Here is an 11,660-nt window from a genome sequence, read left to right as displayed (position 1 = left end):
TTTCACGCGGTCAGGACTTCCAGCGCGGCCAGCGTCTCCAGCGCCTGTTCACGATGCTCGCCGCAGAGCGCGCGATCGTAGCTGAACCGCTGGCATACGGCCGGGCGGCGGGGGTCGTCGAACAGCCGGCAAAGGTTCGCGTCATCCAGCTGGGCGCAGCGCACGCCGGCGGGTTTGCCGTCAGGCATGCCGGGAATCGGCGAGCTGATGGACGGCGCAATACAGCAGGCCCCGCAGCCCGGGCGGCAGCCGTCTGCAGGCGGCGTCTCTGCGGCCTGTGCGGCGAAAAAGACGGCGCTGTTTTCGCGTTGGGGTCGATCACGATGCATGGGCGCGCGTCAGGCCGGTGTCTGGGCATAGGCCAGCGGGTCGCTGACGCCGTTGGCGGCAAACGCATCCAGACGTTCGCGACAGCTGGCGCATTCGCCGCAGGCAAGCGTTTCTCCCTGGTAGCACGTCCAGGTGTCGGCGTAGTCAAGCCCCATGGCCAGCCCGTCTGCCAGAATCTCGGCTTTGCTGCGGTGCAGGTAGGGCGCGTGGACGTCCACGGGCTCTAGGTTGGCAAGGCCCGCGGCGTGGCGCATGGCCTCGACAAATTCGGGACGACAGTCAGGGTAGAGCACGTGGTCGCCGCCGTGGGCGCCGTAATCGACGCGATCGGCGCCGATATTTACCGCCTTGGCAATGGCAAGCGATAAAAGCATCATGTTGCGATTGGGCACTGCCGTGGCGGCCAGGTTGTCTTCGGCGTAGTCGCCGCCGGGCACGGCGCGGGAGGCGTCGGTCAGCGCCGAGTTGTCGATCAGCCCGTGAATGGCGCGGATATCCACCACCTGATGAGGAATATCCAGCGCTTCGCACACCCGGCGGGCGGTGTCCAGCTCGCGGACGTGGCGCTGGCCGTAGTCAAACGACAGCGCGTGCACCTCGCGGCCTTCGCGCAGGGCGCGGTGCAGCACGGTGAAAGAATCCATGCCGCCGGAGTAAATCACCACGGTGGCAGGGCGGTGGGAGGCGTGCGCGGTAGGCGTGTCAGGCATAGAGCGTGTCTCTTGGCGAAGCGTGGTGTGGAGGCGGTCCGGCGCGCCGGCAGTGTACGCCAGCGGGCGCGGCCATAAAAGGCGTTCAACCCGACGCAGGTCAAGTGAGGCGCCGTGCCGGTCTGCTAGTCTCGCCGCTTTCCTGCCACATGCCCTATGCCACGGAGCCTTTCATGTTTGCCCCCGAGCTACTTTCGCCCGCCGGTACCTTTGAAAACATGCGCTACGCCTTTGCCTACGGCGCCGATGCGGTGTATGCCGGCCAGCCGCGCTATTCGCTGCGGGTGCGCAATAACGACTTCAACGTCGCCAACCTGCACAAGGGAATTGCCTACGCCCACGCGCGCGGCAAGCAGTTTTACGTGGCGTCGAACATCGCCCCGCACAACGCCAAGCTGAAAACCTATCTACGCGATATGGAGCCGGTGATCGAGGCCGGCCCGGATGCGCTGATCATGTCCGATCCGGGCCTGATCATGATGATCCGCGAGCGCTGGCCGGAGCAGCCGATTCATCTGTCGGTGCAGGCCAACGTGGTCAACTACGCCGCGGCACGCTTCTGGCAGCGCCAGGGCATCAGCCGGATCATTCTTTCCCGGGAGCTCTCGCTTGGCGAAATCGGCCAGATTCGCGCCGAGTGCCCGGGGCTTGAAATCGAAACCTTCGTCCACGGCGCGCTGTGCATTGCCTATTCCGGGCGCTGTTTGCTGTCGGGGTATTTCAATCATCGCGACCCCAACCAGGGCACCTGCACCAACGCGTGCCGCTGGCAGTACCGCACCGTGGCCGCGGCCAAGGATGCCACCGGTGATCTGGTGCCGGCCAATTCCGCCCTGGCGCATGCTGCAAGCGGCGAGTGGGCGCCGGGGCAGGGGGTCATTGCCAGCGGTAACGGCAGCGAAAGTGGCGGCCCCGCTGCCGGTGCTCAACGCCCCGATGAGCTCTCCGCGCTTATCGAAGATCGCAGCCGCCCCGGCGAGCTGATGCCGATCTTTGAAGACGAGCACGGCAGCTACATCATGAACTCCAAGGATCTGCGCGCAGTGCAGCACGTGCCGGAGCTTACGCGGCTGGGCGTAAGCTCGCTGAAAATTGAAGGCCGTACCAAATCGCCGTACTACGTAGCCCGCACTGCCCAGGTGTATCGACGGGCCATTGACGATGCCGTGGCGGGCCGCCCGTTCGATAAGGCGCTGATGGACGAGCTGGATAACCTGGCCAACCGCGGCTATACGGAAGGCTTTTACCGTCGCCACGTGCACGACGAGTACCAGAACTATGAGCGCGGCCATTCCATCGGCGTCCACCAGCAGTTTGTCGGCGATGTTATCGACGTGGATGCGGCTCGCGGCCGGCTGACCGTCAACGTCAAAAACCGCTTTGCCGTGGGTGACAGCGTGGAGCTGATGCTGCCCGGCGGCAACCGGCGCTTTACGCTTTCGCGAATAGAAAACAAGCGCGGCGAGGCGGTCAGCGTGGCCCCGGGGTCCGGCCATGTGGTCAGCATTCCCGTTCCCGGAGAAGCCATATCGCCGGACGACGCCGAGTTTGCGCTGCTGATGCGAGATCTGTGAGCCGTCGGCGTTTGCCGTGTTAGGCTAGGCGCTCACCGCGCCCTGCGCGGGCCTGCCATTATTTTTCGGGATCATCCCCCAGCTAGCGATTGCTTATTGCGAGTATCCGACATGGCCACCATCGAACACAGCGAAATCGTCAACGCCCCGCCAGAGCGCGTTTTTGCCCTGCTGCGCCGGGTCGAGGAGTTTGCCGACTATTCCGATCTGATTGAGCGTATCGAGCCGCTGGGCGAGCAGCGCTATCGCTGGTATGTCCATGCTGTGAAAATGGACTGGACCTTTGATGTGGCCGTGGTAGAGGCACGTTCGCCTCATACGCTGGCCTGGGAATCGCTGAGCGGGGTGAAAAACCAGGGGCGCTACTATCTTGAACGCGTGCCCGAAGGCACTCGAGTGACGCTGACTCTGAGCTACGAAATCGGCAGCCGGCTGATGGAAAAGGCCGTCAACCGCGCAGCGACGCCGCTGGTCGGTAAGGTCAGCCGACAAATTCTTGAACGGGTAGAAGCCCGGCTTCGCGCCGGCGATCGCTAGTGCGCAGAAGGCTTGCCGTCGCGGCGCTCCCCGATGCAAGGGGTAAGGAAAGCACGGCGGCGAGCGTCGTCGCCAAGCCCCAGCGCCAGCAGGTGAACGAGTTTGCCGTAGGCGGCTTCCGGCGTCATGTCGCCACCGCTTAGTACGTCGGCCCGGTAAAGCCCGCTGCCGGCGGCATAGGCGCCCATGGCCACGCTGCCTTGGGGGCACTGGCTGACCGCGGCCATCAGCGTGCCCCGAGCGCTGCTTCGCCGTATGACCTCCAGCAGTGCCGGATCGTCGGCGATATTGCCGGCGCCCCACAGCTCCAGCAGCGCTCCTTTAACCCGCGAATCCTCCAGCCAGGCGCTGAGCTGCCAGGCGGCCATGCCGGGCCACAGGGCGATACGAACGACTTCGCCTTGATTGACCCGCTGATAGTCTTGATTGACCCGCTGATAGTCGGCCGGCGTGGCGTTATAAGCGGTATCGGCTGCGGCAGTGGCCGGGGGCAGGGCATGGGAAAAAAGCCGCGGTGTGTCGCGGTATTCGCCCAGTGCGGGGGCGTTGGGGCTGGCGAACGCGTCTGCGGCCGAGGCGTGCTGCTTGGTGGCCCGAGCGCCGTGGAGCAGGCGCCCGGCAAAATAGACCGCGACGCCGTCAAGCGCCGGCTTTGCGGCAAAGCGCAGCGCGCCGTAGAGGTTGTCCAGCGCGTCGCTGCCCGGCGTTTCCAGCGGCTGCATGGCGCCGGTTACGATAACCGGAAAACCCGGACGGCGCAGCTGGAAGGCCAGGCTTGCAGCGGTCCAGCTCAGTGTATCGGTGCCGTGCACCACCACCACGCCGGCGTAGGCGGCCTGATGGGCGCGAATGTCATCGGCCAGCACCTGCCAGTCCAGCGGCGTCACCGCGCTGGAGTCGATCAGTCGCGAATAGCTGTGCACTTCCCATCCGGGCAGCGCCCGGTGTTTTTCGGCGGGCAGCGTCGCCAGAGCGCGCTGTAGCCGGGCGGCGAAATGACCGCCCGGGGCCAGGCCGTCGCTGCCGGGCAGCATACCGACGGTGCCGCCGGTGTAGATCACCCGTATCGGCAGGGTCGTATCGCCGGCTGATCTAGCGTGCATGTCTATCTCCTTGGCCGGGCGGCGTGTTGGCATGAACGACTAGAGATGCGGGCGCAAGTCGCCGCGTACGGCATCCAGCAGCGTAACGAAGTGCGCGTCGTTGCCGTTATCCACGCAGTCCACCCGGACACTGGTGCGCATGCCTTTGTCGATGTGTACCTGATCGAAAATTTCCAGCGTGATTTTGCGCGCGGGCTTGTCCCCGGGCGCCATGATGCCGTCTTCCAGGGTGAAGGTTTCTACCAGGGTGGCGCGCACCCGCGCCTGCTGGCCTTCGCTGAGCAGGCGGCGAATAAACAGCCAGCCTTCGCACACCAGCGCTTCGCCGCCTTCACGGGTGCGTAAAAACAGCGTGCGGTAGCAGGCTCCTTCGGCTGCGGCTTTTTCGGCCATGCTGCGATAGGCCTGCACCACAGGCCCGGACGAAGCGCGTGCCTCTTCCAGACGCTGAACGATGCCGGCGTGTTCGCGGCTCAGCTGTTCCTGATGCTGAAAGGTGAGCCAGCGGCGATAATCGGCAATCAGATCGGACGAGGCCATGGTCACTCCAACGATGGGTCAACAAAAAGCGATAAAAGGTGCGAGCAAGCGACGAGACTAGCGGCTTTGGGAGCTGCGCTGGCGATTGCGTGAGCGCCGCGGCTTTTGTTCGCGGTCGGCACCGGGCGTGCGCTTGGCATTGCGCGGTTTCCCGGAGCGACGGCCGTTTTCGATCGGCTGGGGCACGGCGTTGGGGTCCGGTTCAAACCCTGGTTCCACGCGGCGCTCCAGGGGTTTTTTGATCAGCCGCTCGATGTTTTTCAGCAGCTGGGCTTCGTCGACGCATACCAGCGATACGGCTTCCCCCTGGCGGCCGGCACGGCCGGTACGCCCGATGCGATGCACGTAGTCTTCGGCAACGTTGGGCAGGTCAAAATTGACCACGTAGGGCAGCTGGTGAATGTCCAGCCCGCGTGCGGCAATGTCGGTGGCAACCAATACCTGCAAATCACCGCTTTTGAAGGCGCCGAGTGCCCGGGTGCGGGCGCCCTGGCTTTTGTTGCCGTGGATCGCCATGGCCGGGATTGAGCGCTTGGACAGCTGCTCCGCCAGGCGGTTGGCGCCGTGCTTGGTGCGGGTAAACACCAGCACCTGATACCACTTTTGCGTGTCGATCAAATGTGCCAGCAGCTCGCGCTTTTGCTCGCGATCGACCTGATAAACCACCTGCTCGATCTTGTCGGCGGTGGTGTTGCGCGGCGCCACGTCGATTTGCTGAGGGTTGTGCAGCAGCTGTTTGGCCAGCGCCTGAATGTCGTTGGAGAAGGTAGCGGAGAACAATAGGTTCTGCCGTTTGGGCGGCATCAGCCGCAAAAGCCGCTTGATGTCGTGGATAAAGCCCATATCGAGCATGCGGTCGGCTTCGTCAAGCACAAGAATTTCCAGGCTTGACAGATCAACGTGCCCTTGCTGGTGCAGGTCCAGCAGCCGGCCGGGCGTGGCGATGAGGATATCCACGCCGCGCTTGAGCGCTTCTACCTGAGGGTTCTGGCCCACGCCGCCAAAAATGACCTGGGTGCGCAGCTTCAGCCCGGCGCCGTAGGCGGCAATGTTTTTGCCGACCTGTGCGGCCAGCTCTCGGGTCGGCGCCAGTACCAGCGAGCGTACCTGCCGGCTTTTGGCGGGTTTGCCGTGGTTCAGGCGCTGCAGCATGGGCAGGCCAAAGCCGGCTGTTTTGCCGGTGCCGGTCTGGGCGCTGGCCAAAAGGTCGTCGCCGTTGAGTACGGCAGGTATTGCCTGGGCCTGAATGGGCGTAGGCGTGGTGTAGCCTTCAGCGTTGATCGCCTCAAGCAGTTCGGCCGCTAAGCCAAGGTCAGAAAAATCCATAGTATCTCCGCACGGCGTTGGACATAAGCGCCGTGTTAAAACGCCGGCCGCGTTGCCCGGCCGTCAACAGTAATAAAGCGTTATGTGATAAACGCAGCCGCGCACTATAACACGGCGCGCCGGATGCCGGTGGCAATCTCGCCGGCGGCCTGCTCAAGGCTCTGGCCAAGGGCGCGCACCAGTGCGGGGTAGCCGTCCTGCTCAAGCGCGGTGCGGGTTGTGAAGCTGGCCATGTGCACAAGCTTGCCGCCGGCGCTACGCAGCTGCCACTGGCCGCCGGCGAGGGCATAGCCGTCGTAGCGCCCTTGAAACTGGTCAATGCTGATACGCAGCGTGTAGGCGTCGGTGTCGCCGGCGCTGCCCTGAACGACCCGCCAGGCGGGCAGGTCTTGCGAGAGATGCGCCTGGAGGTTGCGTCTCAGCTGCTGGTCCAGGCCTTCGGCCCAGCGGTGGTCGCGGGCTTCGCGCAGCTCGATATCGTCGAGCTGCATGACGATACCTTCAACGTCCAGATAGTGCGCCAGGCGTAGCCGGCCAAGTGCCAGCGTGGCCTCAGCGGCGTTGGGTATCTCGGGTGTGGTGGCCGGGAGCACATAGCGTGCGGACGGCGTCACTTTGCCGGCGCAGCCGCCAAGCCCGAGGCTTAGCAGCAGCGCGATCAGCAGCAGCGGACGCGGAAAGGCGAGCATGGCGTTTCCTTCTGGTGGCATTGGCCGGTACGTGCCGGGCTCATGTCAAGGAGCGGACGGTGCGCGCGGCACGGGATCTTTTGTTTCCAGGTTATCGAACAGCAGCGCCCGGGGATTTTCATTTAACGTCTTGGTCAGCGGCTGCAGGTCGCGCAGCGAGCGTTCGATACGCTCCATAGTCGAGCGTATGTCTTGATAGACCGGCGACCCCGGAGATACGCCTTCCAGCGTCGTGCGAAGTTCCTTGAGCGTTGCATTGAGGTTGCCGCCGATGTCTTGGGTTTCCGGGCTGTCGAGCAGCTTGTTCAGCGACCGGGAAACGTTCTGCACTTCGTTGAGCGTGGCTTCGGCCGCCTGCATGTTGCGATCCAGACCGCTGATCAGCGGCTCGATATTCAAGGCGTTGAGCTTTTCCAGCAGCGCTGTGATCTGGGCCTGTATCTGGTCAAACCCGCCGGTGGTTGTAGGAAAGACGCGCACGTCCGCGAAGGTTTCGGCGCTATAGGGATCGCTCGGCGCGTCCTGGAAGTTCAGGTCGACGAACAGCGCGCCGGTGAGCAGGTTGCCGTTTTTGAGCGTAGCACGCAGGCCTATGTCGAACAGTCGTTCAAAGCGTGTTCGCCACTCGTCAAGCTCAATGCCGCCCTCGGCCATGCCCAGGCGCTGGGGTTCAATCCGAATCAGCACGGGAATGGCAAAACTGGAGCGTGAATCCGGCTGGGGGGCATCGAAGTTCCAGGGGACTGCGGCTACGGTACCCACGCGAACGCCGCGAAACTCGACCGGCGCGTCTTTCGTCAGCCCGCGAACGGTGTCGTCGACCAGCAGCACGTATTCGATGTAGCGATCAAAGGTGCCCTGGCGCGCGCTTTCTTCATCGGCATAGAGGCTAAAGCGGGTGTCGGCACTGACTTGTTTTCCCGTGGGCAGGTCGGCGGGCACGCCAAAGCTCACGCCGCCGCCCAGCAGAGCTTCGAGGGACTCAAGGTTGATGCGTATGCCGTCAGCGTTCAGGCGAAAATCGATGCCGCTGGTATTCCAAAAGCGGGTGTTGTCGGTCACCAGGCCGGTATAAGGCTTTTCAATAAAGATGTGGTTGGATACGCGGCGCTTATCGGGATTGAAATTAACCTCTTCCACGCGACCGACGGTATACCCTTGATAGGACACCGGGTCCCCGACTTTTAACGAGTTGCCCAGCTGGCTTTCCAGCTTGAGCTGCAGCCCGGCGACGCCTGCCGGGGCGACCGGCGGCACGTCGCTGACCTTGAATTCGCGCTGAAAATCGTCTGAGCTGCCGGGTTCGAGCTGTATGTAGGCGCCGGACAGTACGGTATTGAGCCCGCTGATGCCCTCGCGGCCGATGCGCGGCTTGACCACCCAGAAGCGGCTGTCTTCGGTGAGCATGCCGTCGGCTTCGGGATGAATGCGGGCGCCGATAACGGCATGAGACAGATCGTCAGAAAGGCGCACGCTTTGCACCTGACCGACTTCAACGTTGCGGGTGCGGATCAACGTTTTGCCGGCTTCGATGCCCTCGGCATTGTCCATGGTGAGGGTAATCTGGGTGCCGCGGCTGGTGTAGTTATCGTATACCAGCCACATACCGATGGCGACGGCGATTAGCGGGATGATCCAGATCGGCGACAGCCTGGCCTGCGGCGATGCCTTGGCGCGATCCGGGCCGGAGGCCGGCGCGGAGTCGTGTGGCGTACGCTGGGCGTGAGAGGGTTCGTTAGCCATCGGCGCTTCCCTGAGAGGCTTTGGTGTGTGAGGGCACTTTCCGGGGCAAGGGCGCGTCCCAGATCAGGCGCGGATCAAATGACATCGCCGCCAGCATGGTGAGCACAACCACAGCGCCAAACGCAAGTTCAGCGGGTCCGGGGGTAATCGACATCAGCGTGCCGGCCCGGATAAGCGCGACGAGAATCGCCACGACAAAGACGTCAACCATGGACCAGCGGCCGATAAATTCGGTGACCCGATACAGCACGGTGCGGCTGTGGGCGTTTAACCGGTGGCTGCGGCGGGCGACAAGGCACAGCCAGCCAAGGGCGAAGAGTTTGCCCACCGGGACGATAACACTGGCGATAAAAATAACCAGCGCAACAGGCCACGAGCCTGACTGGTATAGCTCCACCACGCCGCTGATAATGGTGGAGGAGGACGTTTCCCCCAGATTGGTTACGTTCATGATGGGATAAAAATTGGCCGGAATATACATGACCGCCGCCGCTGCGAGAAGCGCCCAGGTGCGCTGCAGACTATGCGGCCGGCGAGCATGCAGATGTTCGCCGCAGCGGCGACAGCGCGTCTTTTGCGTTTTTGCCAAGCGGTTGACCAGACCGCAGGTGGGGCAGCCGGTAAGCTGCTGGGCAGCTGCGGGAGCCCCGGTTTGAGCGCCTTGTGGTGCCAAGGGTTCATGGTCGAGGGAAAACCACAGCCAGTCGGCGTCCAGTGATTGGCTGGTCAGCAGCAGCAAAAAGGCAAAAGCGCAAAATGCCCAAAAGGATAAGCCCAGCGACACCTGCGCCAGTCCGGCAATTTTGATCAGGCTGACCAGAGCGCCAATGATAAAAACGTCGGCCATCATCCAGGGGGTCAGATGGGCAAGCGCACGCGCAATGTCGCGGCTAAACGGCAGCGGACGATAGCGCATAAGGCCCAGCTGCAGCCACATGACGGCCAGCAGGTAGCAGGCGGGCAGCACTACGATGGTCAGGATAACCACGACCGCCACGACCGGCTGATGAAAGCTGATCAGTGCTGTGGCCGTTTGGGGCAGCTCAATGGAGTTGCTTACACCGCTGACGCTGAAGCTGATAAAGGGAAAGGACACGGCAACCATCAGCGCGACAAGCGCTGCCATGGCCAGTGCCATGCTGCGCTGCGCCGGATGGTGGTGCCGTCTTGCCAGCGTATGGTGACATCTCGGGCAGGTGGCCTTCTCGCCGGCCGTCAGCGGCGGCAAGGCACAAAGCCAGTCGCATTCGTAGCAGGCGCGCAGCCGCCGCCTTCGGGTGTGTACTTCAGGCGGAGAGCGGTCGACATACGGAGCGCGATGAGGGATCGCGGGTCGCTTGAGCATGCGATGACGAATCAATTCTTCTCCTTTTGCGTACGGTCATCTTCCATAGCTGAGCTGGAAGGCACTGTCTGAGCGCCGGGGGCAATACGCCGGGCGTTTGCGACATGCCTAGGCGTTGATGATGATCAATGCTTGACCCACCCCTTCGCTTCCATAACGATGCAGCGCGATACTACCCAGATAAACTTACGAAGGAAACGTTATGCTGCTTCCCGTCTTGGCCGTTATTGCCGGTCTGATCCTGCTGATATGGAGTGCCGACAAGTTCATTGACGGGGCGGCGGCCATTTCACGCTGGCTAGGATTGTCGCCGCTGCTGATCGGTATGCTGGTGATTGGCTTTGGCACATCGGCACCGGAAATGATGGTCTCGGTTCTGGCCGCGCTCCAGGGAAGCCCCGGGCTTGCTGTGGGCAACGCTTACGGCTCCAATATCGCTAACATAGGCCTGGTGTTGGGGCTGGTGGGTTTGCTGGCGCCGCTTGCCGTGCACTCCAGCGTTATTCGCAAGGAAATGCCGGTCTTGCTGGCAGTGACGCTGCTTACCGGCGCTGTTCTGCTGGATGGCGTTGTCGCCCGCTGGGAGGCGATCTTGGCCTTGCTGATTCTTGGCGGCTTTATGGGGCTTAGCATCCTGCAGTCGCGAGCGCAGAAAAGCGATGCCCTTGTGGCTGAAGTCAGCGACACACTCAATAGCCAGTCCATGTCGGGCGGCGTCGCGCTGGGCTGGACGCTTATCGGCCTGATTGTGCTGATCGGCAGCTCGCGTCTGTTGGTATGGGGAGCGGTGGAAATTGCGACGGCTTTTGGCGTCAGTGAACTGGTTGTAGGCCTGACGGTCGTGGCGATTGGCACATCGCTGCCTGAGCTTGCCTCTTCGGTGAGCGCGCTTCGTCGTAAAGAGCACGATATGGTGCTGGGCAATGTTGTGGGTTCCAACCTGTTCAACACGCTCGGTGTGGTCGGGCTTGCAGGAGTGATTACGCCGATTGACGCCGGACCGGAAGTGCTCGCTCGGGACTGGATGGTCATGACGTTGATGACCGTATTGATGATTGTCTTTGCGTTTTCCTGGCGGGGCCGGCCGCGCAAGATCAATCGTCTCGAAGGCGGTATCTTGCTTGCTATTTTCATGGCATATACGGCCTATATGGTATCTGTCGTTATTGCGTGATGCGAGGCGACGTTCAACCCGACCGGACGCACCCCGGGCGCAATGGCCCCGTAAATCCGAAAAACACGCTGTAGTCATAAAAAAATAAGCCAAACAATTGACGCGGCCCAAAACGCTGGTATGATGCGTGTCTATCGGGAAGAGAGGTAATGCCTCGCTCCGGCGCTCTTTAACAAGTTGATCAGGTAATTCATGTGGGCGCTTGCCTGAGTGGGTGACAAATCACCTATTATCAAGGCAAGTGTCTCGTCAAAAACCTTCGGGTTTTGNTAACACATGCAAGTCGAGCGGAAACGATGGAGTGCTTGCACTTCAGGCGTCGAGCGGCGGACGGGTGAGTAACGCATAGGAATCTGCCCGGTCGTGGGGGATAACCTGGGGAAACTCAGGCTAATACCGCATACGTCCTACGGGAGAAAGGGGGCTCAGGCTCCCGCGATCGGATGAGCCTATGTCGGATTAGCTGGTTGGTGGGGTAACGGCCTACCAAGGCAACGATCCGTAGCTGGTTTGAGAGGATGATCAGCCACATCGGGACTGAGACACGGCCCGAACTCCTACGGGAGGCAGCAGTGGGGAATATTGGACA

11 protein-coding genes and 1 rRNA gene are annotated in these 11,660 nt (G+C 62.4%); 4 read left to right on the top strand and 8 right to left on the bottom strand.

The genetic code is table 11. The annotated features are described in order from the left end of the window. Nucleotides 1-2: 2 nt before the first annotated feature. Together ABD654_RS00665 and queC are read right to left on the bottom strand one after the other, a co-directional pair. The gene (locus ABD654_RS00665; protein WP_344701265.1) at nucleotides 3-329 is read right to left on the bottom strand and encodes a YkgJ family cysteine cluster protein; all 327 of its coding nucleotides are present in this window, start codon (nucleotides 327-329) and stop codon (nucleotides 3-5) included. Nucleotides 330-338: 9 nt separating this feature from the next. Continuing rightward, the gene (queC, locus tag ABD654_RS00660; protein ID WP_344701263.1) at nucleotides 339-1,040 is read right to left on the bottom strand and encodes a 7-cyano-7-deazaguanine synthase QueC; all 702 of its coding nucleotides are present in this window, start codon (nucleotides 1,038-1,040) and stop codon (nucleotides 339-341) included. Nucleotides 1,041-1,213: 173 nt separating this feature from the next. Here queC and trhP point away from each other — a divergent pair, with 173 nt between their 5' ends. Together trhP and ABD654_RS00650 are read left to right on the top strand one after the other, a co-directional pair. Continuing rightward, nucleotides 1,214-2,614, top strand: coding sequence for a prephenate-dependent tRNA uridine(34) hydroxylase TrhP (gene trhP / locus ABD654_RS00655; RefSeq protein WP_344701261.1), 1,401 nt, complete (start codon nucleotides 1,214-1,216; stop codon nucleotides 2,612-2,614). 111 nt (nucleotides 2,615-2,725) lie between these two features. After that, nucleotides 2,726-3,151 carry an SRPBCC family protein gene (locus ABD654_RS00650; protein ID WP_344701259.1) on the top strand — a complete coding sequence of 142 codons (426 nt, stop codon included), beginning with the start codon at nucleotides 2,726-2,728 and terminating at the stop codon, nucleotides 3,149-3,151. Here the strand turns inward: ABD654_RS00650 and ABD654_RS00645 are convergent. The 6 genes from ABD654_RS00645 to ABD654_RS00620 all read right to left on the bottom strand — a co-directional run bounded on the left by ABD654_RS00645 (nucleotide 3,148) and on the right by ABD654_RS00620 (nucleotide 9,897). Then, a complete protein-coding gene (locus tag ABD654_RS00645; protein WP_344701257.1) occupies nucleotides 3,148-4,254 on the bottom strand; it encodes an asparaginase in 1,107 nt (368 codons plus the stop codon). The two genes, ABD654_RS00650 and ABD654_RS00645, sit on opposite strands and share 4 nt — an antisense overlap. Before the next feature lie 39 nt (nucleotides 4,255-4,293). Beyond that, nucleotides 4,294-4,794, bottom strand: a complete 501-nt coding sequence (locus tag ABD654_RS00640) for a hypothetical protein (protein WP_344701255.1) — start codon at nucleotides 4,792-4,794, stop codon at nucleotides 4,294-4,296. 57 nt (nucleotides 4,795-4,851) lie between these two features. Continuing rightward, nucleotides 4,852-6,120 carry a DEAD/DEAH box helicase gene (locus ABD654_RS00635; RefSeq protein WP_344701253.1) on the bottom strand — a complete coding sequence of 423 codons (1,269 nt, stop codon included), beginning with the start codon at nucleotides 6,118-6,120 and terminating at the stop codon, nucleotides 4,852-4,854. Nucleotides 6,121-6,224: 104 nt separating this feature from the next. Next, nucleotides 6,225-6,809 carry a PqiC family protein gene (locus ABD654_RS00630; RefSeq protein WP_344701251.1) on the bottom strand — a complete coding sequence of 195 codons (585 nt, stop codon included), beginning with the start codon at nucleotides 6,807-6,809 and terminating at the stop codon, nucleotides 6,225-6,227. Between the two features lie 45 nt (nucleotides 6,810-6,854). Further along, nucleotides 6,855-8,552 (bottom strand): intermembrane transport protein PqiB, encoded by a 1,698-nt coding sequence (gene pqiB, locus ABD654_RS00625; protein WP_344701249.1) that lies wholly within the window; start codon nucleotides 8,550-8,552, stop codon nucleotides 6,855-6,857. Then, the gene (locus tag ABD654_RS00620; protein ID WP_344701403.1) at nucleotides 8,545-9,897 is read right to left on the bottom strand and encodes a PqiA/YebS family transporter subunit; all 1,353 of its coding nucleotides are present in this window, start codon (nucleotides 9,895-9,897) and stop codon (nucleotides 8,545-8,547) included. Before ABD654_RS00620 ends, pqiB begins: the two co-directional genes overlap by 8 nt. A 202-nt stretch (nucleotides 9,898-10,099) precedes the next feature. On the opposite strand from ABD654_RS00620, the gene ABD654_RS00615 reads away from it, so the two are divergent. Further along, the gene (locus tag ABD654_RS00615; protein WP_344701247.1) at nucleotides 10,100-11,071 is read left to right on the top strand and encodes a calcium/sodium antiporter; all 972 of its coding nucleotides are present in this window, start codon (nucleotides 10,100-10,102) and stop codon (nucleotides 11,069-11,071) included. Between the two features lie 227 nt (nucleotides 11,072-11,298). Beyond that, nucleotides 11,299-11,660, top strand: a 16S ribosomal RNA gene (locus ABD654_RS00610); the annotation flags it as partial.

The sequence above is a fragment of the Halomonas cibimaris genome (assembly GCF_039537045.1).
GTDB lineage: Bacteria > Pseudomonadota > Gammaproteobacteria > Pseudomonadales > Halomonadaceae > Vreelandella > Vreelandella cibimaris.
Note: the sequence above shows the minus strand (reverse complement) of the source record. Positions and strands in the feature narration are given on the sequence as shown.

Excerpts from the sequence above, each read along its gene's own strand:
- ABD654_RS00635 (WP_344701253.1), bottom strand. The coding sequence starts at position 6,120 with ATGGATTTTTCTGACCTTGGCTTAGCGGCCGAACTGCTTGAGGCGATC.
- ABD654_RS00665 (WP_344701265.1), bottom strand. The coding sequence starts at position 329 with ATGCATCGTGATCGACCCCAACGCGAAAACAGCGCCGTCTTTTTCGCC.
- ABD654_RS00645 (WP_344701257.1), bottom strand. The coding sequence starts at position 4,254 with ATGCACGCTAGATCAGCCGGCGATACGACCCTGCCGATACGGGTGATC.
- trhP (WP_344701261.1), top strand. The coding sequence starts at position 1,214 with ATGTTTGCCCCCGAGCTACTTTCGCCCGCCGGTACCTTTGAAAACATG.
- pqiB (WP_344701249.1), bottom strand. The coding sequence starts at position 8,552 with ATGGCTAACGAACCCTCTCACGCCCAGCGTACGCCACACGACTCCGCG.
- ABD654_RS00630 (WP_344701251.1), bottom strand. The coding sequence starts at position 6,809 with ATGCTCGCCTTTCCGCGTCCGCTGCTGCTGATCGCGCTGCTGCTAAGC.
- ABD654_RS00650 (WP_344701259.1), top strand. The coding sequence starts at position 2,726 with ATGGCCACCATCGAACACAGCGAAATCGTCAACGCCCCGCCAGAGCGC.
- ABD654_RS00615 (WP_344701247.1), top strand. The coding sequence starts at position 10,100 with ATGCTGCTTCCCGTCTTGGCCGTTATTGCCGGTCTGATCCTGCTGATA.
- ABD654_RS00640 (WP_344701255.1), bottom strand. The coding sequence starts at position 4,794 with ATGGCCTCGTCCGATCTGATTGCCGATTATCGCCGCTGGCTCACCTTT.
- queC (WP_344701263.1), bottom strand. The coding sequence starts at position 1,040 with ATGCCTGACACGCCTACCGCGCACGCCTCCCACCGCCCTGCCACCGTG.
- ABD654_RS00620 (WP_344701403.1), bottom strand. The coding sequence starts at position 9,897 with ATGCTCAAGCGACCCGCGATCCCTCATCGCGCTCCGTATGTCGACCGC.